The sequence below is a fragment of the Rathayibacter sp. VKM Ac-2762 genome (assembly GCF_009866585.1).
Taxonomy (GTDB): domain Bacteria; phylum Actinomycetota; class Actinomycetes; order Actinomycetales; family Microbacteriaceae; genus Rathayibacter.
In genome coordinates this window covers 1,753,178-1,778,956 of sequence record NZ_CP047419.1, presented here as the reverse complement: position 1 = coordinate 1,778,956, position 25,779 = coordinate 1,753,178, and the positions used below count along the sequence as shown (strand labels likewise).

Sequence of the window (25,779 nt, the reverse complement as noted above, 5' to 3'; positions counted from 1 at the left end):
CGCACAGATGGACTACCACTCGCTCAACGCGATGCTGAACCTCTACGGCCCGAACGGAGAGATCCAGTTCGACAAGGACCGCGAGGCCGCTCGCGAGTTCTTCCTGCAGCACGTCAACCAGAACACGGTGTTCTTCCACACGCTCAAGGAGCGCCTCGACTACCTGGTCGAGAAGGAGTACTACGAGCAGGCCGTGCTCGACCAGTACTCGTTCGAGTTCATCCAGCAGCTCAACGACCTGGCGTACTCGAAGAAGTTCCGCTTCGCGACCTTCCTCGGCGCGTTCAAGTACTACACCTCGTACACGCTCAAGACGTTCGACGGGAAGCGCTACCTCGAGCGCTTCGAGGACCGCGTCGTGATGACCGCCCTCGGCCTCGCCCAGGGCGACGAGACGCTCGCGACCGCCCTCGTCGAGGAGATCGTCGCCGGCCGCTTCCAGCCCGCGACCCCGACCTTCCTCAACACCGGCAAGGCCCAGCGCGGCGAGCTCGTCTCCTGCTTCCTGCTGCGCATCGAGGACAACATGGAGTCGATCGCCCGCGGCATCAACTCCGCGCTCCAGCTCTCCAAGCGCGGCGGCGGCGTCGCCCTCTCGCTCTCGAACATCCGCGAGGCCGGCGCCCCGATCAAGCAGATCGAGAACCAGTCCTCGGGCATCATCCCCGTGATGAAGCTCCTCGAGGACAGCTTCAGCTACGCCAACCAGCTCGGCGCGCGCCAGGGCGCGGGAGCGGTGTACCTCTCGGCGCACCACCCCGACATCCTCCGCTTCCTCGACACCAAGCGCGAGAACGCAGACGAGAAGATCCGCATCAAGACGCTCTCCCTCGGCGTCGTCGTGCCCGACATCACGTTCGAGCTCGCGAAGAACAACGAGGACATGTACCTCTTCTCGCCCTACGACGTCGAGCGCGTCTACGGCATCCCCTTCGGCGACATCTCCCTCTCGGAGAAGTACCGCGAGATGGTCGACGACCCGCGCATCAAGAAGACCAAGATCTCGGCGCGCGAGTTCTTCCAGACCATCGCCGAGATCCAGTTCGAGTCGGGCTACCCCTACATCGTGTTCGAGGACACGGTGAACCAGGCGAACCCGATCAAGGGCCGCATCAACATGTCCAACCTCTGCTCCGAGATCCTCCAGGTCAACACTCCGACGACCTACAACGAGGACCTCTCCTATGCGCAGATCGGCAAGGACATCTCCTGCAACCTCGGCTCGCTGAACATCGCGCTGACGATGGACTCGCCCGACTTCGGCCGCACCATCGAGACCGCGATCCGCGGCCTCACCTCGGTGTCCGACCAGTCGCACATCACCTCGGTCCGCTCGATCGAGGACGGCAACGACAAGTCGCACGCCATCGGCCTCGGCCAGATGAACCTGCACGGCTACCTCGCCCGCGAGCGGATCCACTACGGATCCGAGGAGGGCATCGACTTCACCAACATCTACTTTTACTCGGTGCTGTTCCACGCCCTGCGTGCCTCCAACAACCTCTCCATCGAGCGCGGCACCACCTTCGAGGGCTTCGCCGACTCGAAGTACGCCTCGGGCGAGTTCTTCGACACCTACACCGAGAAGGAGTGGGCGCCGGCCACCGAGCGCGTCTCCCGCCTCTTCGCCGACTCGGGCATCGCGGTTCCCACCCGGGACGACTGGCGTGCGCTCAAGGCCTCGGTCATGGAGCACGGCATCTACAACCAGAACCTGCAGGCCGTCCCGCCGACCGGCTCGATCTCGTACATCAACAACTCGACGTCCTCGATCCACCCGATCGCGTCGAAGATCGAGATCCGCAAGGAGGGCAAGCTCGGCCGCGTCTACTACCCGGCGCCGTTCATGACGAACGACAACCTGGAGTACTACCAGGACGCGTACGAGATCGGCTACGAGAAGATCATCGACACCTACGCCGCGGCCACGCAGCACGTCGACCAGGGCCTCTCGCTCACGCTCTTCTTCAAGGACACGGCGACCACCCGCGACGTCAACCGCGCCCAGATCTACGCCTGGCGCAAGGGCATCAAGACGATCTACTACATCCGCATCCGTCAGCTGGCGCTCGAGGGCACCGAGCTCGACCAGTGCGTCTCGTGCATGCTCTAGAGCACGCAGCCCCACCCCCCTCCGCACGACCCATCCGCAGCAGCGAGAAGGAATCATGACTCCCCCCGAGAAGCTCAAGCTCGTCGACTCCGTCCAGGCGATCAACTGGAACCGGATCCAGGACGACAAGGACGTCGAGGTGTGGAACCGCCTCACGAGCAACTTCTGGCTGCCCGAGAAGGTCCCGCTGTCGAACGACATCCAGTCGTGGAACACGCTCACGCACCAGGAGCAGCAGCTCACCATGCGCGTGTTCACCGGGCTCACCCTGCTCGACACCGTGCAGGGCACCGTCGGCGCCGTCTCGCTCATCCCGGACGCGATCACGCCTCACGAGGAGGCCGTCTACACGAACATCGCGTTCATGGAGTCGGTCCACGCCAAGTCGTACTCCTCGGTGTTCTCGACCCTGTCGAACACCCAGGACATCGACGAGGCCTTCCGCTGGTCGATGGAGAACCCGAACCTGCAGAAGAAGGCGTCCATCGTGATGGACTACTACCGCGGCGACGACCCGCTGAAGCGGAAGGTCGCCTCCACGCTGCTGGAGTCGTTCCTCTTCTACTCGGGCTTCTACCTGCCGATGTACTGGTCCTCGCGTGCCAAGCTCACCAACACGGCCGACCTCGTGCGCCTGATCATCCGCGACGAGGCCGTGCACGGCTACTACATCGGCTACAAGTTCCAGAAGGGACTCGAGCGGGTCGACCAGGCCAAGCGCGACGAGATCAAGGACTACACGTTCTCGCTGCTCTACGAGCTCTACGACAACGAGGCGCAGTACACGCAGGACCTCTACGACCAGCTCGGCCTGACCGAGGACGTCAAGAAGTTCCTGCACTACAACGCCAACAAGGCGCTGATGAACCTCGGCTACGAGCCGATGTTCCCCAAGCAGGTCACCGATGTGAACCCCGCGATCCTGTCGGCCCTCTCGCCCAACGCGGACGAGAACCACGACTTCTTCTCGGGCTCCGGCTCCTCCTACGTGATCGGCAAGGCCGTGAACACCGAGGACGAGGACTGGGACTTCTAGGCGTCGACACCACGTCCCGGCCTCCACGGCGAACGGCCCCTCCCCTCGCGGGTGAGGGGCCGTTCCTCGTCTCCGGGCGGCGGGCGGGCGCCGGGTCACCGCACACGGCGAGGCGCCGCCCTGTCGCCGAGGCGCCGTCCTGTCGGCGGCGCCTCGCGCGGCACGTCGGTGTCTCGCGGAGCGGGGCCGGAGCGGCCGTCGTGCGCGCCTCAGAGGGCCAGGCGCATCAGCACCCGGGGGAAGCCGTCGAGCACGGGGTGCACCGCCGCCCAGCCGACCACTCCGCCGATTCACCACTCCACCGGATGAATCGCACCAGCACCCCCTGTTGGACGGCGCCCAGGCGGGGCGCCTAGCGTGGACGAGGTATCCAACGAAGGAGCACTCCCTGTGAAGCACGTCCCCCTCGGCACCTCCGGTGTCGACTCCCCGAACGTCGTCCTCGGCCTCATGCGCATCCCCGAGATGAGCGACGAGGCGATCCGCGGCCTCGTCGGCGCCGCCCGCGACTCCGGCATCGACTTCTTCGACCACGCCGACGTGTACGGCGGCGAGCTGCACCGCTGCGAGGAGCGCTTCGCCGAGGCGATGGCGCTCACCCCGTCGGAGCGTGAGCAGGTCGTCCTGCAGACCAAGGCGGGCATCGTCCCGGACGGCCCCTACTTCGACTTCTCGTACGAGCACCTCATCGCCTCGGTCGAGGGCTCGCTGAAGGCGCTGCGCACCGACTACGTCGACGTGCTGCTCCTGCACCGGCCCGACGCGCTCGTCGAGCCCGACGAGGTGGCCCGCGCGTTCGACGAGCTGCACGCGTCCGGCAAGGTGAAGCACTTCGGCGTCTCGAACCAGACGCCGTACCAGATCGAGCTGCTGAAGAAGTCGCTGAACCAGCCGATCGTGGCGAACCAGCTGCAGCTCTCGATCACTCATGCGCCGCTGATCGCGCAGGGTGTCGCCTCCAACATGGTCGGCGAGGACCAGTCCGTCATGCGCGACGCCGGCATCCTCGACTACTGCCGCCTGAACGACATCACCGTCCAGGCCTGGTCGCCCTTCCAGGCGGGGTTCTTCACCGGCGTCTTCCTCGACAACCCGGCCTACCCCGAGCTGAACGCCGTCATCGACCGGCTCGCAGCGACCTACGAGGTCCCGGCGATCGCCGTGGCCACCGCCTGGATCACCCGCCACCCGGCGGGCATGCAGGTCGTGCTCGGCACGACCAACGAGCAGCGCGTGCGCGATGCGGCCCTCGGCTCCGATCTGCCGCTCACGCGGCCGGAGTGGTACGAGCTGTTCCGCGCGGCGGGCTACCTCGTCCCCTAGAGCTCCCACCCCGGAGGAAATGCGCGTCGGCGCAGAGAGGCACGGACTCCCCGGAGTCCGTGCCTCTTCCCGTCCCCGCGAGACGCCGGTCGGAACGCCCGCCGCGGTGTGCCGTGGACCGAAGCGGCATCTCGCGGGGGAGGGGCGGGAATAGGAACGGCACCCCTGCGTTGAACTTGAGCGTAACCGACTCAACTTCCTCAGGAGGACAGGTGCCCGACAACTACAGCGAGGCCGGAGCGAGCTCGTTCGACGACTTCCTCGCCCGCTACCTCGACGGTGAGCGCGCCCGCGCGGCGCGGTCGATCGACCTCAGCCGATTCCTCACCGCCCGTACCCGCGACATCCTGCAGTCCGCAGGACGCTTCGCCCTCGAGCGCGGCCAGACCGAGCTCGACGCCCTGCACGTGCTCCGCGTGCTCATCGACGACGAGACCGTCTCGCAGGCCGTGCGCCGCATCGGCGTCGACCCCGCCGCCATCGCCACCGCCGCGGAGGCGCGCCTCCCGCAGGCCGACGAGGCCCACGCCTCGCAGAACGCGGCCACCATCACCCCCAGCGCGCAGCGCGCGCTGTTCCACGCCTACCAGGTCGCCCGCTCCAGCGGTTCGACCTACATCGAGCCCGAGCACCTCTTCTTCGCGCTCGTGCTCGGCCAGGACGCCCCCGCCGGGCAGGTCCTCGCCCGCGCCGGCGTCACCGCCGAGGCCCTCACCCAGGGCATGCGCGAGACCGAGGCCCCGCGGCAGCAGGAGGCGGGACAGCCCGCCTCCGACACTCCGCTGCTCGACAAGTTCGGCACCGACCTCACCGCTCTCGCCCGCGAGGGCCGGCTCGACCCGGTCATCGGGCGCGCCGACGAGATCGAGCAGACCGTCGAGATCCTCAGCCGCCGTACCAAGAACAACCCGGTGCTCGTCGGCGAGGCCGGCGTCGGCAAGACCGCGATCGTCGAGGGCCTGGCCCGCGCGATCGTGGCGGAGGAGGTCCCCGAGCAGCTGCGCGGCAAGCGCGTGATCTCGCTCGACCTCCCCGGCATGCTGGCGGGCACCCGCTACCGCGGCGACTTCGAGGAGCGCCTCACCGGCACCATGGACGAGATCGCGGCGCACTCCGGCGAGCTGATCGTCTTCATCGACGAGGTCCACACCGTCGTCGGTGCGGGCGGCGGCGGCGAGGGCGGCATGGACGCGGGCAACATCCTCAAGCCGCGTCTGGCCCGAGGCGAGCTGCACCTCGTCGGCGCCACCACGCTCAAGGAGTACCGCACCATCGAGAAGGACCCGGCACTGGAGCGGCGCTTCCAGCCGGTCCGCGTCGGCGAGCCCGGCATCGAGGACGCGGTCGCCATCCTGCACGGCCTGCGCCCCGCCTACGAGGAGCACCACCGCGTGCGCTTCACGGACGAGGCCCTGCGCGCCTCCGTCGAGCTCTCGGCCCGGTACCTCACCGACCGCGTGCTGCCCGACAAGGCGATCGACCTGATCGACCAGGCCGGCGCGCGCCTCCGCCTCCGCCTCGGAGCCGGCGTCGACACCGGAGCTCTGCTCGAGCGTCTGGCGACCCTGGAGGCCGACAAGAACGCGGCCGTCTCGGCCGAGCACTACGAGGAGGCGTCCCGCGTCCGCGACGAGATCAGCGCCGTGCAGGCGGATCTCGACGCGGCTACCGGCAGCGCCCCCGCGGAGGCGGTCGTCGGCGAGACCGAGATCGCGGCCGTCATCGCCCGCGCCACCGGCATCCCGGTGTCGCGGCTCACGGAGGGGGAGCGCGAGCGCCTCGCGCACCTCGAGACCGAGCTGCACCAGCGGGTCATCGGCCAGGACGACGCGGTCACCGCTGTCGCCCGGGCCGTCCGCCGCAGCCGCACAGGCCTCGGCGACTCCTCGCGCCCGGTCGGCTCGTTCCTCTTCCTCGGCCCGACCGGTGTCGGCAAGACGGAGCTGGCGCGCACCCTCGCAGGCTCCCTCTTCGCCGACGAGCAGTCGGTCATCCGCTTCGACATGAGCGAGTTCGGCGAGCGTCACACGGTCTCGCGGCTGGTCGGCGCCCCTCCCGGGTACGTCGGCTACGACGAGGCCGGTCAGCTGACCGAGCGCGTGCGCCGGAACCCGTACTCGGTGGTCCTCTTCGACGAGATCGAGAAGGCGCACCCCGACGTGTTCAACCTGCTGCTGCAGGTGCTCGACGACGGGCGTCTGACCGACGGCCAGGGGCGGACGGTCGACTTCCGCAACACGGTGATCATCATGACCTCGAACCTCGGCTCGGAGTTCCTGGCCTCGCGGTCGGGTGCGCTCGGCTTCGTCGCTCAGAGCGATGCGTCGGCCGAGGGCTTCGCCTCGGAGAAGGACCTGCGGGATCGCGTCATGGGCCGTCTCCGCGAGGCGATGCGCCCCGAGTTCCTCAACCGGATCGACGAGATCGTCCTGTTCCGCCGCCTCGGCCGCGAGCAGCTGCGGGAGATCGTCGGCATCGTCCTCGACACCACGCGCTCCCGCCTCGCTCCCCGCGAGGTGACGCTCGAGGTGACGGAGGCGGCCGTCGACTGGCTCGCCGAGAACGGCTACGAGCCGCAGTACGGCGCCCGGCCCCTGCGCCGCCTCGTCCAGCGCTCCATCGACGACCGGATCGCCGACCTGTTCGTCAGCGGCGAGGTCTCCGACGGAGGCGCTGTCCGCGTCGACGCCGTCGGCGGCGAGCTGCTGGTGACCTCGGCCGCCGCCCTCCCGCTGGCCGCGTAGCCGGTCCCGCTCCGACCCCCGTCCCTCCTCCTCCCGCGAGACACCGCTCGTGACGACGGCACCGTCCGTCATCGTGAGCGGCGCCCGCAGAGGGGAGGGGCGGGGGTCTTCGCGTCCCCACGGCTTGCCACAGCGGTCCCGGCGGGATAGACACGAGAGCACGAGAACCGGAGGCACGATGTCGAACCCGCGCTACTACGACCCCGTGGGCAAGGCGGTCCGGGCGCTGCTCGTGCTGAGCCTCGTCTGCTTCGCCCTGGCGGTGGGCATGTTCGCCCTCGACATCGTCATGCCCGGCACCATGACGGACGAGCGACGGCCCTGGGCCGAGGCCAGCGGGGCGCTCGCCTCGTTCGGCGTGCTGGCCCTCATCGTCTACTTCGCGACCGTCGCGATCGTCGGCGCGATCCGGGGCCGCGGGCAGTAGGCCCGGCTCCGACGCCGTCGTCCGACAGGAACGCGTCCGGCCCGCGGGATCCGAGGATCCTCGCGGGCCGGACGCGTTCTCGCGAGCCGTCAGGCGCCGGTCAGGGGCACTTCTTCGCGGTGATCGTCACCTTCAGCGTGGCGTCCGGAGCGACGGGGGAGCCGCCGGCCGGCTCCTGCCCGGTGACCTGGCCGGCGTCGGGCGCCTTCGGGTCCTCGGCGCAGGCGAGCGTGATCTTCGTGAAGCCGGCTGCGCCGAAGGCGTTCTTCGCGGCCTCCAGATCCTGGCCCGTCACGTTCGGCACGGTCTTCTGGTTGCCGGAGCTGGTGAACACGGTGATCGCGGTGCCGCGCGGGGCCGAGCCCGACGGGTCGGCGCGGGTGACCGTCCCGACCGCGGCGTCGCTCGCCTCCGTGCCGCCCTGCACGACGCCGAAGCCGGCCGCCTCGAGCTTGGCCTCGGCGTCGGCGGAGGAGAGCCCGACGACATCCGGGATGTCGACCTTCGGGACGACCTGCAGCGAGCCGTCGGCCTCCGGGAACTCCGTCCCGCCGTACGTCGCGTCGGCGGCGCGCATGACGACCGGCCAGATGCGGTGGCGCGCGGTGGCGGCGGATCCGGAGTCGAAGGAGTAGCGGCCGAGGCGCAGGTTCGCGTCGCCCTTCACGTTGAACACGCCGACGGCGGTCGCGACGCGGGTGCTCGCTCCGGTCATCCAGGTGGCCTTCGCGTCGTCGGTGGTGCCGGTCTTGCCGATCAGCGGAACGCCGTCGCCGGTGCGGGAGGCCACGGCCGTCCCTCCGCCGGTGAAGGTCGCCTGCAGCGCGACGGCCGCGGTGGCGGCGACGTTGCGGTCGATCGACTGGCGGCAGTTCGCCGGGGGCACCGGCTGGTCGGCTCCGGCGGAGTCGGTGATGCGGTCGATCGCGACGGGGTCGCAGGTCGTGCCGCCGGAGGCGATGGTGGCGAAGGCGCCGGCCATCGAGAGGGGCGAGACGTAGTTCGTGCCGAGCACCGACGACGGGTTGTGCTCGAGCTCCTCGCCGCTGCCCTGCTTCACCCCCATGTCGACCGCGGTGTCGCGGATGCCGCACAGGTCGAGCTCACGGGCCATGCCGACGAAGCCGGTGTTGAGGGAGGTCTTCGTGAAGGACACCGGGGTGCCGACCTCGCCGGTTCCGCCCTCGTCGTTCTTCGCGCTCGTCTCGTTGCTCGTGTCGGTGCCGCCGGAGACGCAGGAGTCCGTGAAGGTGCCCCAGGTGGACTTGCGCGTCCCGTCGACCGACTCGTTGATGCTGTGGCCCTCCTTCAGCCACTCCACCAGCGTGAAGAGCTTGTAGGTCGAGCCCGGCTGGATCCCGGAGGATCCGCCGTTGGCCCGATCGGTGCTGTAGTTCACGGCGCTGTAGGACGGATCGGTCGTGAGGACGTCCGGATCCTGCGAGTACTTCTTGTTCTGCGTCATCGCGAGCACGCGCCCGGATCCGACCTCGACGCTGACGGAGACGGCTCCGACGTCGAAGTTCCAGGTCTGCGGGACCTGCGCGTCGACGGCGGCGACGGCCGCGTCCTGCAGGCCGACGTCGAGCGTCGTGTAGACGTCGAGGCCGCCGCGGCGGAAGTTGGTCCAGCGGGTGTCCTCGTCGGCGCCGAAGATCTCGTTGTTCTTCAGGACGTTGGTGACGTAGTCGCAGAAGAAGCCCGCGTTGCCCGCGGTCGAGCAGCCGGTGCTGGGCTGGGTGATGCGGGGCTCGATCGGAGCGGCGACGGCGGCGTCGTGGTCCTCCTGCGAGATCTTCCCCTCCTCGAGCATCTTGCCGATGATGTAGTCGCGGCGGTCCTTGTTGCGGGCGTAGCCGTTCGCGGCGCCGTTGTCCGGATTGTCGGGCTGGTCGATCCGCAGGACGGCCGGGTTGTTGACGATCGCGATGAGGCTCGCGGCCTGGGCGATCGAGAGGTCCGCGCCCGAGGTCGCGTAGTAGTAGTTCGCGGCGGTCTCGAGGCCGTAGGTGGTGCCTCCGAAGAACGCGATGTTGAGGTAGCCCTGGAGGATCTGGTCCTTCGTGTACTGCTTCTCGAGGCCGATGGCGAGCTTCATCTCGCGGAGCTTGCGCTCGGGGGAGGTCCGGGTGGCCTCGTCGATCGCGGCCGCGCGCTCGGCGTCGTCCGAGATGTTGCGGACGGCCTTCTCGACGAGGACGTTCTTCACGTACTGCTGGGTGATCGAGGATCCGCCCTGCACGTCGTTGCCGAGCACGTAGGTCTGAGCGACGGCGCGGAGGGTGCCGGGGAGGTCGACTCCGCCGTGGTCGTAGAAACGGGGGTCCTCACCCGAGACGGCGGCGTCCTTGGCGGCCTGGGCGATGCGGTCGAGCGGCACCTCGACGCGGTTCTCGACGTAGAAGGAGGCGAGCAGCTGCGGGCCGTCGGAGCCGGTCGCGTAGATGTTGCTCTTCTCGGAGAGCTTGTCGACCTCGAGGTAGTCGGGCAGGCCGTCGAAGACGCCGATCGACTGGTTCGCGGCGACTCCGGCGAGCGCCACGGCCGGGGTGACGGTGGCGGTCACGAGGACTCCGGCCACGACGCTCATGCCCAGGAAGCCCACGATCGCCTTGACCACACCACCGGTGGTCCTTCTGTCGGACGCCAAACCTTCTCCTTCGCGAATCCCCCCGGATGCTGCGACGACCGCGGCCGACGCCCTGCACGCTCCGTGCGGCAGGTCAACCTCGACAGACTAACCCGAGAGCCCCCGAAGACGAAGGCCCGGCCAGAGGCCTGAAAAGACCCTGACCGCCACCCGGGGGACGGCGTTCCCTAGGCTGTCGGCATGGCGAGCCCCTCCTCCGACCCCCGACCGGCCGACGCGACGACCCCGGAGGCCGCTCCGGTCGCGCCTCCGCAGGCCGTCCCCGCACCGCCCACGGGCGCCCTCTCGTACGCTCTCGGCTTCCTCGCGTTCATCGGGATCCCGTTCCTCAGCCTCATCGTGGGCGGCATCGTCATGGCGTCCGTGTACCCGTCCGCCCGGAGGAAGGGCGGCCTCGCCGCCGAGAACGCGCGGAACGCGGCGAACTGGGGCCTGACAGTGATCCTGATCGGGGTCGTGACGCTCGGCGCGCACGTCGTGCTGCTCTTCGCCGCCTCCGACACCCCGCTCGCGAAGGGCTTCTACCCGATCGGCATCCCGATCACGCTGTTCGCCGTGCTCTGGCTGGTGCACTTCGTGCTGATCATCTGCGGACTGGTGAAGGCGAACCAGCGCGAGGTGTTCCGTCCGCGCATCGCGATCCCGTTCCTCCGCCCGCCCGCGGCCTGAGCTCAGGCGCCGACGGGCCAGAGGTAGTCGAGCCCCTGCGGCGTGCCGGGGAACAGCGGGCCGTAGTGGTCCTCGTCCTTGGCCACGAGCTTCGAGCGGTGCGAGAGGTGCAGCCGCTCGTCGCCGAACCACGGCGGGAGCGGGTAGTCGCCGGTCAGGTAGGCGGCGAGATCCTCCGGGGCGGCGGCGAGGGCCTCCTCGGTCTTCACGAGGCACGTGTCGGCGAAGCCGCGCTCCGTCCACTCCGCGCAGGTCTCGCGCTGGTAGGTCATCAGCGCCGGCCGGTAGCCCCGCCACATCCGCGTGACGGGGTGGTTCTGCCAGCCGTACCCCGGGACGGTCAGCGCCCGCATGACCTGCAGCGTCTCGACGCGCTGCTTGCCGAGCCGCTTGCCGTCGAGGGCGCGGACGCTGCGGTGGAAGTCGGGGTAGGGGAGGAAGGTCTGCACGCCTCCCAGTCAACAGCGGCCCGTCTCCCTCCGGCCACCCTCCCGTCACGCCGATGTCGCCTGGCGTGCGTAGCGTCCGGGGCATGACCGGACTCCCCCTCCTCGCCACCGACGACGTGCAGCTGCGCTGGGCGCGGCCCGAGGTCCTCGACTCCGCCCGCCACCGGATGCTGCGCCTGCTCACCCTCGCCGAGCGCCTGCGCTACGAGGCGACGAGTCGGCGCGAGGTCCGGGACGGCTTCCTCCTCGGCCGGGTCCTCGTGCGCGAGCTGGCCGCCGAGACGCTCGGGATCGATCCCCTCGAGGTCGCCGTGGACGCGCGCTGCGAGCGCTGCTCCGGACCGCACGGCCGCCCGGTGCTCCGCGGCGAGCACCCGGCGCTGGAGCGGATGCGGATCAGCATCGCGCACTGCGACGGCGCGGTGGTCGCGGCGCTGGCGACCGGACGCGACATCGGGATCGACGCGGTGCGCGCCCGCAGCGTCCGCGACCGCGTGGCGTCCGGGGCGACGACGGCGGAGCAGGTGCTCGCCGATCTGCGCTCGCAGGCGGTCGCGAAGGCCGACGGGCGCGGGACGTCGAGCGACGAGCCCGTCCGCTTCCGCACCAGGGAGGGCGCGACCGAGGCCTGGATCGAGGGCTCGAGCCGCTACTTCGCCGTCTCGGAGCCGGCGGTCCACTCCGCGCTCGTCGTGGCGGTCGCGGTCGCTCAGGAGTGACCGCGGGGCGAGGTCCCCGGCCGTTGCGCTGGTCCGCGCCTAGGCGAACAGCGACAGCGTGATCGTCGAGCGGTAGGAGCCAGCCTCGACGTCCGGCTCGGCGAGCAGCCGCAGCTCGGCGTCGGCGCTCCAGGTGCCGGCTCCGCCGGCGGCTCCGAGCAGCAGCGCGTCCCGCAGGCCCGCGCCTCCCTCGAGGGAGGAGGCGACCGGATCGCCCGCGACGGCACTCGTGCCGGTGATCAGGCGCGGGGTCCAGCCGAGGTGGTCGGCTCCGATCGAGGCGCTCGGGCCGGTGAGGGCGCTCGCCGAGGCGAGGACGTACCAGTCGTTCTGCGCGCCGACGCGCGAGTCGGTGACTGTGACCGTGGGAAGCCCGCCTGTGAACCGGCGCTGGAGGGCGGTGGAGCCCGACTCGGCGAGGTCGACGGCGTCGGCGGCGACGGAGAGCGAGAGGGAGCCGGGCTGCGCGGGAGGGGTGATGTCGACGTCGACGTCCACTCCGTCGAGGTCGTGGAGCAGGGGCGGCGTGCGGGCCGGGTCCTCGCCGGTGAGGGGATCGGCGGCGTCGGGCGGGGTGGCGGAGGGGGAGTCGGCGGGACGGTCCGCGGCGGGCGGGTCTGCGGCTGGCCGGTCTGCGGGGGAGGAGCCGGTCGTCGGCTGCCGGGGCTCGACGGGATCCGCGGAGGAGGGGCTCGAGGAGCGGCGGTCGGAGGCGCCGGATCCCGCACCGGGAGCGGAGGGGTCCGCAGCCGCCGCCGCATCCTCCGCGGGCGAGGCGGCGGTCGGCGTCGACACCGCTTCCGGGGCGGTCATCGCCTCGGGCGCGAGTGCGGCGGAGGCGAACACCACGGAGAGCACGAGGGTCGTCGTCGGGACGAACGCGGCGAGAGCGCGGGTGGTGCGGGTCACGGACGGTCCAGTTCTGCGGGCTCTGCGATGCGCCCGCCTGTGATTACTACCAGGAGCGCGAAGTGCTCTGCACCCCCGCTTCCGGGTGGAATGCCGCGGAGCGCGCCAGCGGGCTCGGCCATGCTCGTGCGCCCACCTCTTCGACGAGGCGGCGCTGAGCCGGATCGATCAGGCGACCGATCTCCTTCTCGGGGAGCGCCTGCGGGGGAGCGGCCGTTCCTTCCCGCCCGCGGAGATCGACGTGACGGCGCTCCCGCCCAGGCCCGGCACGTCCTTCGGCATCTGGAGCCCTGAGCCGCGCACATCGAGCCCGCACTCGCCCTGCGCGTCGGATGATGCGCCGCACACGCAGAGGAGGGAGCGCCCGCGGGCACTCCCTCCTCCGTCACGACCGGTCGACCGGCCGCCGTGCGCTCAGCAGACGCGGGCCGGGTAGGCCACCGTCTGCGCGAGGGTCTCGGAGCCCGCCGTGGCGGTCACCGTCACCTGGCTGCCCGGCATGCTCGCGAGGCGGGTGGTGAACGCGGCCGATCCGCTCGCACCCGCGGCCACCGCGGTGACCGTCTTCGAGCCGTAGGCCGAGGCCATCGCGACGTCGATCGGAGCGGTGCCGCCGTTCTTGGCGAGGACAGTCAGCACCGCCTTCCCGGCGACGCAGCGCGACGTCACGGTCACCGGCACCGTCAGCGCCGGGGCGGCCGCCTCGGGGACGACGATCTCGCCGATCTTGAGGAACGAGCCCGGCGTGGAGAAGGTCAGCTTCAGGCCGGTGGCCGAGACCGCCGCGAACGGGATCGTGGTCAGCGTGCCGTTCGCCGCCGGAGCGACGTTCTGCGCGGTGGTCGGCTTCCAGGTGCCGTCCTCGGCGCGGTAGGCCACGCTCACCGACGCCAGGGTGCCCTCGGTGTTGGTGAAGGTGAGCCCGGCGACGCGGTGCGCCTCGGTGTTCGTCAGCGTGAACTCGGCGCTGCCGGCGAAGGTGCCGTCGGTCCAGGTCGACCAGGGGGTGCTCACGTTGCCGTCGCAGGCGTTCTTCGCGGGGAGGGTCGCGTACTTCGTCTGGCTGAACGATGCCGAGACCGCGGCTCCGGGGACGCGGCAGACGTTCGTCGGCGGCGCGGTGCCCCAGATCTGCACCTCCGAGACCGACTGCCACGTGTTCGCCGCGCTGGTGAGGTGCAGGCGGAGGCCCGTGGTGTCGGGCAGGGAGGACAGGTCGAGGATCGCCGTCGGGGCGGATCCGGTCGCGGCCTGGCTGAGGGTGGCGGCGACCGAGGAGGTCGTCCATGCGCCGTTCACCTGGTACTCGACCTCGATCCTCGAGGGCCAGGTGGCGGTCGCACCGTCCTTGTAGGTGCTGACCGTCACCGAGTCGAGGTTCTGCGCCGCGCCCCAGGAGAAGGAGAGGCGGCTGTCGCGCGGGTAGCCGGCCGAGGACCAGTCGTCCCAGCCCTTGCCCTTGACGTCGCCGTCGATGAGCTTGCCGGCGAGGTCCGTGCGGCTCGAGACCGCGACGGACGCTCCGGGAGCGAGGTTCGCGATGCCCGGCTCCGCCACCTCGATCGTGCGGGTGAAGCGGCGACCGGAGGAGAATCCGGCGTCGGCGGCGAGCGTGCCCGTCACCTGCACCGTGCCGAGCTCGGCGGGGCCGGGGGCGGCCCAGGTCACAGCGACGTCGCGGGTCGAGCCGTTGCTCGAGACCGAGACCGTCGAGGGGAGCGCGGCTGCGATGTCGGCGCCGCGGCGGACCTGCTTCGGCAGACGGGCGTCCACGACCGACCAGACGCCCTCGCCGACCCCCTTGTCGTCCCAGTAGGAGAGATTCCAGCCGGACCCCCAGCGCGCCGGGTCCTCCTGAGCCGGATTCCGCATCTCAAGGCGGCCGTTCTCACCGACCGTCATCGGGAGCCAGACGTAGGTCGAGTCCGACTTGCCCTCGTTCCAGCGGTCGCCCATGTAGACGTACTTCCCGGGAGCGAGGGTGAGGACGTTCGTCGACTGCGAGCCGAAGGTGGTCTTGCGGGAGTCGCCGATCGAGAGCAGGCCGTCGCCGCCCTCCGGGATCGCGTTGTAGGCGACGTTCTCGTCGGCGTCGCCCTTCTCGACTCCGCGGGTCCACGCGCCGAGGATCGAGTCGGCGGTGTAGTAGGTCTGCGGGTTCGGCGCCCAGCCGGTCGCCCCGGAGGCGATCGTGTAGTACTTGCCGCCGTTGGCGAAGATCGCGGGCGCCTCGAGGTGTCCGCACTCCTTGACGATCTGGAAGTCGGTGCCGCGCACCGGTGCTCCGGCCGCACCGTCGGCGAAGACGTAGGGGTACGTCCCGTCGGCCGAGTACTGGTTCGCGTCGAGGGTGTCGGTCGTGGTGGTCCGCTCGACGTTGGTGTAGTCGGCGTCCAGCTTCGCCACGTAGAGCGAGTAGTTCTCCTCGGAGGAGTAGGAGATGTACGCGGTGCCGTCCTCGTCCTGGAAGACGGTCATGTCCCGTGCCTGCCCGGGCACGGCGGAGGTGGTGCAGGCCTTGTAGTCCGTGCGGTTGTAGAGGCGGTAGACGCCCTGGAGCGTGAAGGGCCCGGTCGGGCTGTCCGAGACGGCGACTCCCGCCATCGAGCGCGCGTAGGTGCTGCCGCCCGGCGTGGTCCGGCCGTCGGAGTGCCACCACATGACCCACTTGCCGGTCTTCTCGTTGAAGAGGACCTTGGGGCGCTCGAAGATGGCGGTGTTCGGCGAGGCCTGCGTCGTGTCGAGGTGGTAGTCGAGCTCCGCGATGCGGTCGGCGCGAGGGGCTCCGGAGTCGTCGACGGTGTCGTAGAGCGCGTCGAAGTAGGGGGCCTCGAGGTCAGCCGGAGCCGAGACGCTGCGCAGCGCGGTTCCCTTGTTCTCCCAGTTGTGGCCGTCGGTGGAGCGGTAGACCGCGACTCCGGGGCTGTTCCAGTAGCCCTTCGTGCGGTCCTCGCCGTACCAGTACTGGACCTGCTGACCGCCCTCCTCGACGGTGACGATCTGGCCGCCGTGCGCCTGGATGTGGCGGCGGTCGGTGTCGTACCAGTAGGGCTGGAAGTAGCCGGCCGCGGTGCTGCCCGGGTCCTGGACCGCCGGGTAGTCGGTGTAGGTCACGGGCGTCGAGGTGCGCGGCACTCCGTCGTCGGGATCCGTGGCCACGGCGGCCGAGGCCGACTGCGCTCCTGTTCCCAGGAGTGCTGCGACGAGCAGCGCGGCCACCGCCGCGGCGGCCGTTCGTGGTCGAGACGTCATGCTGTGCTCCTTTGCACCGGGGACTTCGCGCATGTTCACGCAAACATCAGGCTTCCACGAGGCTCTGATGACGTCAACATCCGAATCCATTCGGTCGCCGGATACCGACGGCTGCGCGGGCCCGGTCCTCGCTGCTCGACCTTCAGGCGCGAGCGCTCCGCCCGGTTGGAGGGCGCGCTCCGCTAACCGGCGATCATCCGATGCCGCCCGAACCGCGATCGCCCCCGAGCCGGAGGGCTCGAGGGCGATCGGACGTGCGGTGCGGCCTAGCCGCCGACCGCCTGGCGAGCGCTGTCGAGCCCGCTCGAGAAGGCGTCGGCGGAGGAGACGTTGCCGGACTCCAGCTCGACCAGCGCCCCCGAGAGGGCGGCGCCGATCGCTCCGGTGTCCGGGCCGTTGACGAACGAGGGGAAGTCCTCGACCGAGCTCGCGATCACCTCGCCGATCCTCGAGTCGCCGAAGAACGGATCGGTGTAGGCGCGGACGCTGTCGCTCTGCAGGGCGGCGGTGGCGGCGGGGAACGTGCCGGAGGTGGCGAAGTGGTCCTCCTGGCCCTCCGCCGACATCATCGTCTGGATGTACTGCCACGCGGCCTGCGGGTGCTCGGCCCGCGCCGGGATGGCGATGACGCTGCCTCCCCAGTTGCCGCCGACTCCGGGGACCGAGGTGACGCGCCAGTTCCCCGCGGTGTCGGGGGCGTCGGTCTTGATGCCCTGGAGGATCCAGGACGGAGCGACGGTCACGGCGAACGAGCCGTTCGCCCGGCCGGGTGCCCAGCCGGAGGAGAAGGCGGCGATGCCGGCGCTGATCCCCGCGTCGTGGGCCTTCACGGCGATGTCGAAGGCGTCCTCCACCTGCGGGTTCCTGTCGTAGACGAGCTCGCCGTCGGGGGAGTAGTACTTCTCGGTGACCTGGTTGATCGTCGAGTAGAAGACGCTGGTCTCCACGTTGTCGACGAAGGGCTGACCGGTCGCGGCCGTGTACTTCTCGCCGGTCGCGAGGAAGCCGTCCCAGTCGCTCCAGAGCGCGGCGACCTCGTCCGGATCGGTGGGGAGGCCTGCCTGCTCGAACAGGTCCGCGCGGTAGGCGAAGCTGAGGCCGCCCACGTCGGTCGGCACGCCCACGACGGAGCCGTCCGCCGCGGTCGCCGCGTCCGCCGCCCAGGGCAGGTAGTCCGCTCCGACGTCGTCGCCGCCCAGCGTGCGCAGGTCGAGGAAGTTGGCGCTGTTCTGGACGAAGCGCGGGAGGTCGTCGCCCTGGATCATGACGAGGTCGGGCACCTTCCCTCCGGCGAGGGCCGCAGTGAGGGCGGTGGCCGTCTCCTGGGAGGATCCGACCTCCGTGAGCTTGACCTTCGCGTCGGGCTTCTTCGCGAGGTACTCGCTCACGTTGTCCTTGGCCTGGATGCCGGTGAACGACCAGAACTGCACCTCGGCGTTCGGATCGTCGGAGGCGCCACCGCCGCCTCCGGAGGAGCAGCCGGTCAGGGCGAGGGCGACGGCGGCCGCGGCGGAGACGGCGGTCAGGATTCTTCTTCTCACGGGAGTCCTCTTCATCGGGGAGTCGCCGCGGCGGTCCGCGGCCGGAGATCGATCTCTTCCCGACGCTAACCCGTGCTCTCCGAAGCATGCAAGCGCTCTGCAGTTCTTCCGGATATCGATCTCAGGGCTGCGAGGATCTCGCGCGCTCGAGGATGGCCGCGATCACGGCGGACTTCGCCTCGGCGTAGTCGTTCCCGTCCTCCCAGCGCCGGAGGAGGAGAGACGCCTTCGTGCTGCGGTAGAGCTCGCGGTCGGCCGGGTCGGTGCGCAGCCGGTCGCGCAGGAGGAGGTACGCGTCGATCGCGGGATGACCCTCCTCGTAGATGTGGACGTGGGCGTCCCGTCCGGGCGTGCGGACGAGCCGGTGCCCGGGCTCGCGGGTGCGCAGGACGTAGCCGGCCGCGAGCAGCGGCGCGACGTGGTCCTCCTCCGCCGTGACGTCGGGCACGACGACCAGCACGTCGACGATCGGCTTCGCGGGCAGGCCCGGGACGGAGGTCGAGCCGATGTGCTCGACCCGCACGCCCGGGACGGCCTCGAGGATGCGCCGCCGGTGCTCCTCGAACAGGGCGGACCACTCGGGGTCGTGCTCGTGCAGGGCGAGCTCGAGCGGCTCCGGTCCACCGACGAGCTCGACGGAGACGACGTCGGGGCGGCGGGGGGAGCGGTGCGGAGTCACCGGGTCATCCTGCCAGGGGTGCCGCAGGGCGGGTGCGGTTCACTGGAGCGGTGAGCACCCTCCTCGTCACCGCGCACCCCGACCGCGACTCCCTCACCGCCGCCCTCGCCCGGCGGCTGCGGGAGGAGCTCGGCCCCGACGGAGTGGAGACGGCCGACCTCGACGCCGAGGGCTTCGACCCGCGGTTCGGCGCGGCCGACCGGGACCGCTACCGCGGTGTCGGCCCGGTTCCCGACGACGTCCTCCGCGAGCAGCGCCGGCTCGACGGCGTCGACCACCTCGTGCTCGTCTTCCCCGTCTACTGGTGGTCGATGCCCGCGCTGCTGAAGGGCTGGATCGACCGCGTCTTCCTCGCCGGCTGGGCCTTCGACATCGACCCCGTCCACGGCACGCAGCGCAGGCTCGGCGCTCTGACCGTCCACCTCGTCCTCGTCGCGGGGGACTCCGCCGGGACCTACGAGCGGCACGGCTACGAGCAGGCGCTGCTGACGCAGATCCAGCACGGGATCATCGACTACTGCGGAGCCCGGCGCGGCGGGGCCGTCTTCGTCCACGAGTCCGAGCGCGAGGACGACGCGAGCCGCAGGGCGGCGGTCGAGGACGCGGTCGAGCGGACCGTGGAGGCGATCAGGGCTGATCCGCCTGCAGCGCTCCGGTGACGAGGGCCTGCACGAGGGTGTCGGCGTCGTAGTCCGGATCGTGGGCGGCGCCGATGCAGAGGTTGCCGATGCCCTTGAGGAGCATGTAGCCGCTGAGACTCGACGCCGGGATCCGGGCGGGTCGTGCCGCCTCGAGCAGGTCGCCGCAGACGGGGACGAGCCGCTCCACGAAGTAGGCGTGCAGGGCGTCGGATCCGGCGCTGTCGCCCTGGAGCGCACCGGCGAGGCCGTGCTTGGTCACCAGGAGGTCGACGAAGTGGGCGACCCAGGCCCGGAGGGCGGCCTCCGGAGTCGCGCTGTCCGCGAGCAGCCGTGGGCCCGCCTCCGCGCAGGCCTCGACCTGGTGGCGGTAGACGGCGACCACGAGCTCCGAGCGGGTCGGGAAGTGCCGGTAGATCGTCCCCACGCCGACGCCGGCCTCCGCCGCGATCTCGCGGACCGGCGCGTCCACGCCGGAGGCCACGAACACCGTCGCCGCGGCGGCGAGCAGTGCGTCGCGACTCGTCCGCGGTCGGCCGGGCGTGCGGGGCACACGGTCGCTCATCGGTTCTCCTTGCTTTTCGGAGCGGCGCTCCGTAATGTCTCCGAGCGCAGCTCCACCACGTTCCGGAGCAGTGCTCCGCAATGTTCCGGAGCAGCGCTCCGACGATTGTGCCAGAGCGCCGCCCCCCAGGAAGGATCCTCGTGCCCACTCCGCTCCTCGACTCCCTCGACCGCGTCGTCGGACCCGGCGCCCCCGTCGTCTCCCTCGCTCCGGTCGCGCTCGACGCCCCCGGCCGCCCGGTCCCGCTCGAGGTCCGCGTCTCGGCCCCGACGACGGGGTCGGATCTGCCCGTCGTGCTGTTCTCGCACGGCAACGGCTGGAACCTCGACGGCTACGCCCCGCTGACCGCCTTCTGGGCGTCCCGCGGCTTCGTCGTGATCCAGCCCACCCATCTCGACTCCCGCCGCAACGGCTTCGGCTTCGACCACCCGGTCTTCCCGAGCATCTGGACGGAGCGGATCGCCGATCTGACCCGCTCCCTCGACCGGCTCGACACCCTCGAGGCGGCCCTCCCCGGCCTCGCCGGGCGGATCGACCGCGCCCGGATCGCCGTGGCCGGCCACTCCTGGGGCGGGCAGACCGCGCAGGCCCTCCTCGGCGCCCGCGTCCTCGACGACGACGGCACCGCCGGAGCCGACCTCTCGGACGAGCGGGTCCGCGCCGGGATCCTGCTCGCGGCGACCGGGCTCGCCGGGGACGACCTCGCGCCGTTCGCCCGCGAGCGCTTCCCCTTCCTGCGGCCCTCGTTCGCCGAGCTGACCACACCGACCCTGGTCGTCGCGGGCGACCGTGACCAGTCGCGGATGTCGCGGCGCGGCCCCGACTGGTTCACCGACGCCTTCACGCACAGCCCCGGCGCCTCCGACCTGCTGACCCTCCACGGTGCGGAGCACTCGCTCGGCGGGATCGTCGGGGACTCGGTGGCGGAGACGACCGACGCGGACCCCGAGCGCGTCGCCGCGCTGCAGCGGCTGAGCACCGCCTACCTCCGCACCGCGCTCAGCGTCGATCCGCGGAGCTGGGGCGCCGCGCGGGACGCCTTCCGACACCACGGGGCCGCCCTCGGCCGGATCGACGGGAAGTAGCGGCTGCGGTCAACCCCCGGTGAGCACCGCCCGATGCGCGCGATCCGCACGGCCGAGCGCGACCCCTCTCGATCCGTCGCGAACGGCCCGTCGTCGAGGGGCGGACGGGCCGTTCGCGACGGATGAGCGGAGCGGGTCCTGCCGTCAGCGCGGGGCGCGCAGCCCGGCGAGCGGGCCGTCGTGCAGCGGCTCCGTCTCCCAGCGGACGCGGGCGGTGCGGTCGGGAGCGAGCTCGACGTGCAGGCGGTGCGGGGTCTCGAGGAACACGACGTCGATCAGGACGCCGTCGCCCGAGGGTCCGGCGCTCGCCGCGAACGGCCCGTCGACGGTCCAGGCTCCCGCGCCGGGCGTCACCGTGAAGCGCTCGTCGCCCTCGGTCAGCGCGAGCGTCCAGCCGCCCTCGTCGGCCGTCACCTCGACGGCGTCGGGCCACGATCCCACCGGCGTGTAGCTCCCGGTCGCAGGGGAGGCGCCCTCGAGCGGGGGCAGGGCGAGCTCCGACAGCCGGTCGGCCAGCCGGGCGTCGGCCTCCGCCGTGGACCCGCGGCCGACGGCGGGGAGCAGGTGCTCCCAGGCGAGCGCGAGCAGCGTCTGCGTGTCCGAGGTCTGGCCGGTCAGCGCGATCACGAGCTCGTGCTCGGGCACGATCAGGCTGAACTGCCCGTACGCGCCGTCCGCGCGGTAGCCGTGCAGCGACCGCCAGAACTGGAAGCCGTAGCCCTGCTGCCAGTCCGGTCCGCCGTCCTCGTGGGTCGGGACGTGCGCGCGGGACGCCTCGGCGACCCACTCCGGCGAGAGGATCCGCCGGTCGCCCCAGCGCCCCTCCTGCAGGTACAGCAGTCCGAGCGCAGCGGCCGCCTCGGTGGTGGCGTGCAGCCCGCTGTAGCCGAGCTCGCGCCCCGAGTCGTCGCGATGCCAGGCGACCTCGCCGATGCCGAGCGGATCGAGCAGGCGCGGGCGCAGGTAGTCGGTCAGCGACTGCCCGCTCACGCGCTGCACGATCGCGGCGGCGGCGAAGGTGCAGGGCTGGTTGTAGGCGAACACGCTGCCCGGCTCCTGCTCCGGCGGGAGGAGGAGGAAGCCGCGCACCAGGTCGACCGGGTCCGCCTCCTCGGCGCGGTCGATCGTCTCGGCGGAGTGGCCGCTCGCCATCGCGAGGACGTGGCGGACGCGGAGCGCACGCGAGCGCGGGTCGGTGATCTCGTCGTCGAGCTCGGGGAAGTACGAGAGGACGGTGGCGTCCAGGTCGACCAGGCCCTCGGCGCCCGCGAGGCCGACGGCAGTCGAGGTGAAGCTCTTGCTCAGCGAGTAGAAGAGGTGCAGCCGCTCGGCCGAGTACGGCGCCCACCAGCCCTCGGCGACCACGTCGCCGCCCTGCACCACCATCAGCCCGTGCAGCTCGACGCCGGGAGCGGCCTCGACCCCTTCGACGAAGGCCAGCACTCCCTCGGCGTCGACGGAGCGGGCGGACGGGGTGCTTCTCGGCAGTGAGCGCGTCATCCTCCGATGCTACGACCGGCGCGGCGCCGCCTCCGCCCGTGGGCAGGTGGCGGCGCCGCCTAGGCGGTCGGCTCGGCGGGGAAGGGCCCGAGGCCGAGCAGGAAGCGGAGGATCGCGTCGGCCGGCACGCGCAGGGCGGGGCCGGAGCCGAGCTCCCACTCCGCGTCGGTCGGAGCGAGGGTGCGACCGCGGACGGCGGCGCGGATCGCGAGCGGCGCGCGCTGCAGGCGGTCCAGGGCCACCCCGCCGGTGATGCGGGAGGAGAGGGCGAGCGGCTCGGGGGAGAGGGCGAGCTCGACGCGGACGACCTCGACCAGCTCGGCGACCGAGCGGGGACCGGCGCCGGCGCGGCGAGCGGAGGCGAGAGCGGCCAGGGCCGGGGCGATCTCGGCGGCAGGGGGAGGGGAGGAGGCCTCGCGGGCGCCCATCCGCGTCGCGAGGCGCTGGCCGGTGCTGCTCGAGAGCCGCACGACGAGCTCTCCGAGCAGGGCGTCCCGGGAGACGGCACTGGCCGCCCCGCCTTCCGTGGTGGAGGGCGAGGCGGCCAGGACGGCGAGGCGGTCGAGCCTCTCGGCGACGAGGGGGCGCCAGTCGTTGCTGACGCCCGTCTCGTCGACCGAGGGCCCGGTGCTCAGCGGCAGGAACCGCGACCAGTCGGGCACGACCGCAGGGCCTAGCGTCCGCCCGAGCGGCGCTTGTTGTAGACGTCGAAGGCGACCGCGAGCAGGAGCACGAGGCCCTTGACCGCCTGCTGCCACTCGATGCCGATGCCCATGATCGACATGCCGTTGTTCAGGACGCCGATGATGAGGCCACCGATGATCGCGCCGCCGATGGTGCCGACGCCGCCCTGGACGGCCGCGCCGCCGATGAAGGCGGCCGAGATGGCCTCGAGCTCGAAGCCGTCTCCCGCCTTCGGGCCGGCGAGGTTGAGTCGCGCGGTGAAGACGAGGCCGGCCAGCGCCGCGAGGACGCCCATGTTGACGAACAGCCAGAAGGTGACGTTGCGGGTCTTGATGCCGGACAGCTCCGCGGCGTGCAGGTTGCCGCCGATCGCGTAGACGTGGCGGCCGAAGACGGAGCGGTTCATGACCACGCCGTAGATCAGGACGAGCACGGCGAGCACGATCAGGGTGACCGGGATGCCCTTGAAGGTGGCCAGCGCGAAGGAGAAGGCCGCGATCACGACGGAGACGAGGACGAGCTTGGTGACGAACCAGGCGCCCGGCTCGACGCTCTGCGCGTACTTCTGGCGGCCGCGGCGGGTGCGCACGGACTGCACGGCGAAGGCGACGATCGCGAGCGCGCCGATGACGAGCGACAGCGGGTCGAGGTCGGTCTCGCCGAACAGGTCGGTGAGGAAGCCGTTGCCCAGCGCGCGGTACTCGGTCGGGAAGGAGCCGATGTTCGCGTTGCCGAGGACGACGAGCGCCAGGCCGCGGAAGATCAGCATGCCCGCCAGGGTCACGATGAACGCCGGGATCCCGACGTAGGCGATCCAGAAGCCCTGCCACGCTCCGACCAGGGCGCCGATGAGGAGGGAGAGGATGATCGACAGCCACCACGGGAGACCCATGTTGACCGCGAAGACGCCCGAGATCGCTCCGACGAACGCCGCGACCGAGCCGACCGAGAGGTCGATGTGCCCGGCCACGATGACCATCACCATGCCGATGGCGAGGATCAGGATGTAGCCGTTCTGGACGATCAGGTTCGAGATGTTCTGGGGGCGGAGGAGGATTCCGCCGGTCATCACCTCGAACAGCAGCACCACCACGATGAGGGCGATGAAGATGCCGTTCTTGCCGAGGTCACCCAGCACGTGGCTGAGGCGCTTCGTGAAGGCGTTCTCGGTGGGCTTCACCTGCGCACCGGCCGCGGTGGACGGTTCGTTCTGCAGATCGGTCATCGTTGCTTCTCCTGGGTCATGAGGGTGAGGACCGCCTCGGGCGTCGCCTCGGCGATGGGCAGCTCGCCCGTGATCCGGCCCTCCGACAGCGCGTAGACGCGGTCGCAGATGCCGAGCAGCTCCGGCAGCTCGGAGGAGATGACGATGATCCCCTTACCCTGCGCCGCGAGCCGGTTGATGATGGTGTAGATCTCGTACTTCGCACCCACGTCGATGCCGCGGGTGGGCTCGTCGAGGATGAGGACGTCCGGGTCGGAGTAGATCCACTTCGACAGGACGACCTTCTGCTGGTTGCCGCCGGAGAGCTTCCCGGTCTTGGCGAGCACGGTCGGCGACTTGATGTTCATGCTGCCGCGGTACTCGTTGGCGACCTCGAACTCGCGGTTGTCGTCGACGAGTCCGCCGCGGGCGACCTTGTCGAGCGACGCGAGCGAGATGTTCCGCTTGATGTCGTCGATGAGGTTGAGGCCGTAGTGCTTGCGGTCCTCGGTCGCGTAGGCGAGCCCGTGGGCGATCGCCTCCGAGACGTTGCGGATCTTGATCTCCTTGCCGGCCTTGAAGACCTGGCCGGAGATGCGGCTGCCGTAGGAGCGGCCGAAGAGGCTCATCGCGAACTCGGTGCGCCCGGCGCCCATGAGCCCGGCGATGCCGACGATCTCGCCGCGGTGGACCGACAGGTTGACCTTGTCCACCATGACGCGGGTCGGGTCCTGGGGGTGGTGGGCCGTCCAGTCGACCACGCGCAGGATCTCCTCGCCGATGTGCGGCGTGTGGTCCGGGTAGCGGTGGTCGAGGTCGCGGCCGACCATGTCCTTGATGATGCGGTCCTCGGTGACGTCGTCGTGGGCGATCGTCTCGATGGTCTTGCCGTCGCGGATGACCGTGACGGTGTCCGCGATCTTCTTGATCTCGTTCAGCTTGTGGCTGATGATGATCGACGTGATGCCCTGCTCCTTGAGGTGCAGGATCAGGTCGAGCAGGTGGTCCGAGTCCTCGTCGTTCAGGGCCGCGGTGGGCTCGTCGAGGATGAGCAGCTTGACCCGCTTCGAGAGCGCCTTCGCGATCTCGACGAGCTGCTGCTTGCCGACTCCGATCTCCATGATCTTGGTGGTCGGGTTCTCGCGCAGACCCACGCGGGCCAGCAGCGCCGCGGCCTCCTGGTTGGTCTTGTTCCAGTCGATCAGGCCGCCGAAGCCGCGCACCTCGTTGCCGAGGAAGATGTTCTCCGCGATGGAGAGGTAGGGGCTGAGGGCCAGCTCCTGGTGGATGATGACGATGCCCTTCGCCTCCGAGTCGCGGATGCTGGAGAACTGCATCACCTCGTCCTCGAAGACGATGTCGCCCTCGTAGGTGCCGTGCGGGTAGACGCCCGACAGGACCTTCATCAGCGTCGACTTGCCGGCGCCGTTCTCCCCGCAGATCGCGTGGACTTCGCCGCGCTGTGCGTTGAGCGTGACGTCCTGGAGCGCCTTCACGCCCGGGAACGTCTTGGTGATGCCGCGCATCTCGAGGATGTTCGAGGTCACGCCGCCTCCCTTCCTTCGTAGTGGGGGAGGGCGCCCAGTGGGCGC

The 25,779-nt window shown here is 70.8% G+C and carries 20 protein-coding genes; 9 read left to right on the top strand and 11 right to left on the bottom strand.

Annotated elements, in window-relative coordinates; genetic code table 11:
* Positions 1–7: 7 nt before the first annotated feature.
* The 5 genes from nrdE (at position 8) to GTU71_RS08375 (ending at position 7,643) form a co-directional block, all read left to right on the top strand.
* Positions 8–2,113: a class 1b ribonucleoside-diphosphate reductase subunit alpha gene (gene nrdE / locus GTU71_RS08395; RefSeq protein WP_104250945.1), complete on the top strand. Its 2,106-nt coding sequence runs from the start codon at positions 8–10 to the stop codon at positions 2,111–2,113.
* A 55-nt stretch (positions 2,114–2,168) separates the two neighbouring features.
* Positions 2,169–3,149 (top strand): class 1b ribonucleoside-diphosphate reductase subunit beta, encoded by a 981-nt coding sequence (gene nrdF / locus GTU71_RS08390; protein WP_104224358.1) that lies wholly within the window; start codon positions 2,169–2,171, stop codon positions 3,147–3,149.
* A 390-nt stretch (positions 3,150–3,539) separates the two neighbouring features.
* Complete coding sequence (locus GTU71_RS08385) at positions 3,540–4,472, top strand: aldo/keto reductase (RefSeq protein WP_258061406.1); 933 nt, start codon at positions 3,540–3,542, stop codon at positions 4,470–4,472.
* A 212-nt stretch (positions 4,473–4,684) separates the two neighbouring features.
* Positions 4,685–7,216, top strand: a complete 2,532-nt coding sequence (locus tag GTU71_RS08380) for an ATP-dependent Clp protease ATP-binding subunit (RefSeq protein ID WP_159939665.1) — start codon at positions 4,685–4,687, stop codon at positions 7,214–7,216.
* A 178-nt stretch (positions 7,217–7,394) separates the two neighbouring features.
* On the top strand, positions 7,395–7,643 hold the full coding sequence (locus GTU71_RS08375) for a hypothetical protein (protein WP_104224361.1): 249 nt from the start codon (positions 7,395–7,397) through the stop codon (positions 7,641–7,643).
* Between the two features lie 100 nt (positions 7,644–7,743).
* Here the strand turns inward: GTU71_RS08375 and GTU71_RS08370 are convergent, their stop codons facing one another.
* On the bottom strand, positions 7,744–10,293 hold the full coding sequence (locus GTU71_RS08370) for a transglycosylase domain-containing protein (protein WP_244230506.1): 2,550 nt from the start codon (positions 10,291–10,293) through the stop codon (positions 7,744–7,746).
* A 180-nt stretch (positions 10,294–10,473) separates the two neighbouring features.
* Here GTU71_RS08370 and GTU71_RS08365 point away from each other — a divergent pair, with 180 nt between their 5' ends.
* Entirely contained in the window at positions 10,474–10,962 is a 489-nt protein-coding gene (locus GTU71_RS08365) for a DUF4870 domain-containing protein (protein WP_104250929.1), read from the top strand.
* A gap of 2 nt (positions 10,963–10,964) precedes the next feature.
* On the opposite strand, the gene GTU71_RS08360 is transcribed toward GTU71_RS08365, so the two are convergent.
* A complete protein-coding gene (locus GTU71_RS08360) occupies positions 10,965–11,411 on the bottom strand; it encodes an MSMEG_6728 family protein (protein WP_159939664.1) in 447 nt (148 codons plus the stop codon).
* Between the two features lie 83 nt (positions 11,412–11,494).
* On the opposite strand from GTU71_RS08360, the gene GTU71_RS08355 reads away from it, so the two are divergent.
* The gene (locus GTU71_RS08355; RefSeq protein ID WP_104329538.1) at positions 11,495–12,130 is read left to right on the top strand and encodes a 4-phosphopantetheinyl transferase; all 636 of its coding nucleotides are present in this window, start codon (positions 11,495–11,497) and stop codon (positions 12,128–12,130) included.
* Between the two features lie 39 nt (positions 12,131–12,169).
* Here the strand turns inward: GTU71_RS08355 and GTU71_RS08350 are convergent, their stop codons facing one another.
* The 4 genes from GTU71_RS08350 to GTU71_RS08335 form a co-directional block, all read right to left on the bottom strand.
* On the bottom strand, positions 12,170–13,039 hold the full coding sequence (locus tag GTU71_RS08350) for a hypothetical protein (RefSeq protein ID WP_159939663.1): 870 nt from the start codon (positions 13,037–13,039) through the stop codon (positions 12,170–12,172).
* Between the two features lie 414 nt (positions 13,040–13,453).
* The gene (locus tag GTU71_RS08345; protein ID WP_159939662.1) at positions 13,454–16,291 is read right to left on the bottom strand and encodes a discoidin domain-containing protein; all 2,838 of its coding nucleotides are present in this window, start codon (positions 16,289–16,291) and stop codon (positions 13,454–13,456) included.
* 266 nt (positions 16,292–16,557) lie between these two features.
* On the bottom strand, positions 16,558–17,832 hold the full coding sequence (locus tag GTU71_RS08340) for an extracellular solute-binding protein (protein ID WP_159939661.1): 1,275 nt from the start codon (positions 17,830–17,832) through the stop codon (positions 16,558–16,560).
* 121 nt (positions 17,833–17,953) lie between these two features.
* A complete protein-coding gene (locus GTU71_RS08335) occupies positions 17,954–18,511 on the bottom strand; it encodes a GrpB family protein (protein ID WP_104283949.1) in 558 nt (185 codons plus the stop codon).
* Between the two features lie 50 nt (positions 18,512–18,561).
* Between GTU71_RS08335 and GTU71_RS08330 the strand changes: the two genes are divergently transcribed.
* Positions 18,562–19,170 (top strand): NAD(P)H-dependent oxidoreductase, encoded by a 609-nt coding sequence (locus tag GTU71_RS08330; RefSeq protein WP_104324799.1) that lies wholly within the window; start codon positions 18,562–18,564, stop codon positions 19,168–19,170.
* On the opposite strand, the gene GTU71_RS08325 is transcribed toward GTU71_RS08330, so the two are convergent.
* On the bottom strand, positions 19,139–19,714 hold the full coding sequence (locus GTU71_RS08325) for a TetR/AcrR family transcriptional regulator (RefSeq protein ID WP_159939660.1): 576 nt from the start codon (positions 19,712–19,714) through the stop codon (positions 19,139–19,141). The genes GTU71_RS08330 and GTU71_RS08325 overlap by 32 nt on opposite strands.
* Before the next feature lie 140 nt (positions 19,715–19,854).
* Here GTU71_RS08325 and GTU71_RS08320 point away from each other — a divergent pair, with 140 nt between their 5' ends.
* Positions 19,855–20,799 (top strand): alpha/beta fold hydrolase, encoded by a 945-nt coding sequence (locus GTU71_RS08320; RefSeq protein WP_244230505.1) that lies wholly within the window; start codon positions 19,855–19,857, stop codon positions 20,797–20,799.
* A gap of 144 nt (positions 20,800–20,943) precedes the next feature.
* Here GTU71_RS08320 and GTU71_RS08315 read toward each other — a convergent pair whose 3' ends face one another.
* From GTU71_RS08315 to mmsA, 4 genes are read right to left on the bottom strand one after another with little or no spacing between them, the layout of a single operon-like run.
* Positions 20,944–22,299, bottom strand: a complete 1,356-nt coding sequence (locus GTU71_RS08315; RefSeq protein WP_159939658.1) for a serine hydrolase domain-containing protein — start codon at positions 22,297–22,299, stop codon at positions 20,944–20,946.
* Positions 22,300–22,358: 59 nt separating this feature from the next.
* Positions 22,359–22,961, bottom strand: coding sequence for a hypothetical protein (locus GTU71_RS08310; RefSeq protein ID WP_159939657.1), 603 nt, complete (start codon positions 22,959–22,961; stop codon positions 22,359–22,361).
* A gap of 11 nt (positions 22,962–22,972) precedes the next feature.
* Positions 22,973–24,208 (bottom strand): multiple monosaccharide ABC transporter permease, encoded by a 1,236-nt coding sequence (gene mmsB, locus GTU71_RS08305; protein WP_104227395.1) that lies wholly within the window; start codon positions 24,206–24,208, stop codon positions 22,973–22,975.
* Positions 24,205–25,734 carry a multiple monosaccharide ABC transporter ATP-binding protein gene (gene mmsA / locus GTU71_RS08300; RefSeq protein ID WP_104256398.1) on the bottom strand — a complete coding sequence of 510 codons (1,530 nt, stop codon included), beginning with the start codon at positions 25,732–25,734 and terminating at the stop codon, positions 24,205–24,207. Before mmsA ends, mmsB begins: the two co-directional genes overlap by 4 nt.
* Between the last annotated feature and the right edge of the window lie 45 nt (positions 25,735–25,779).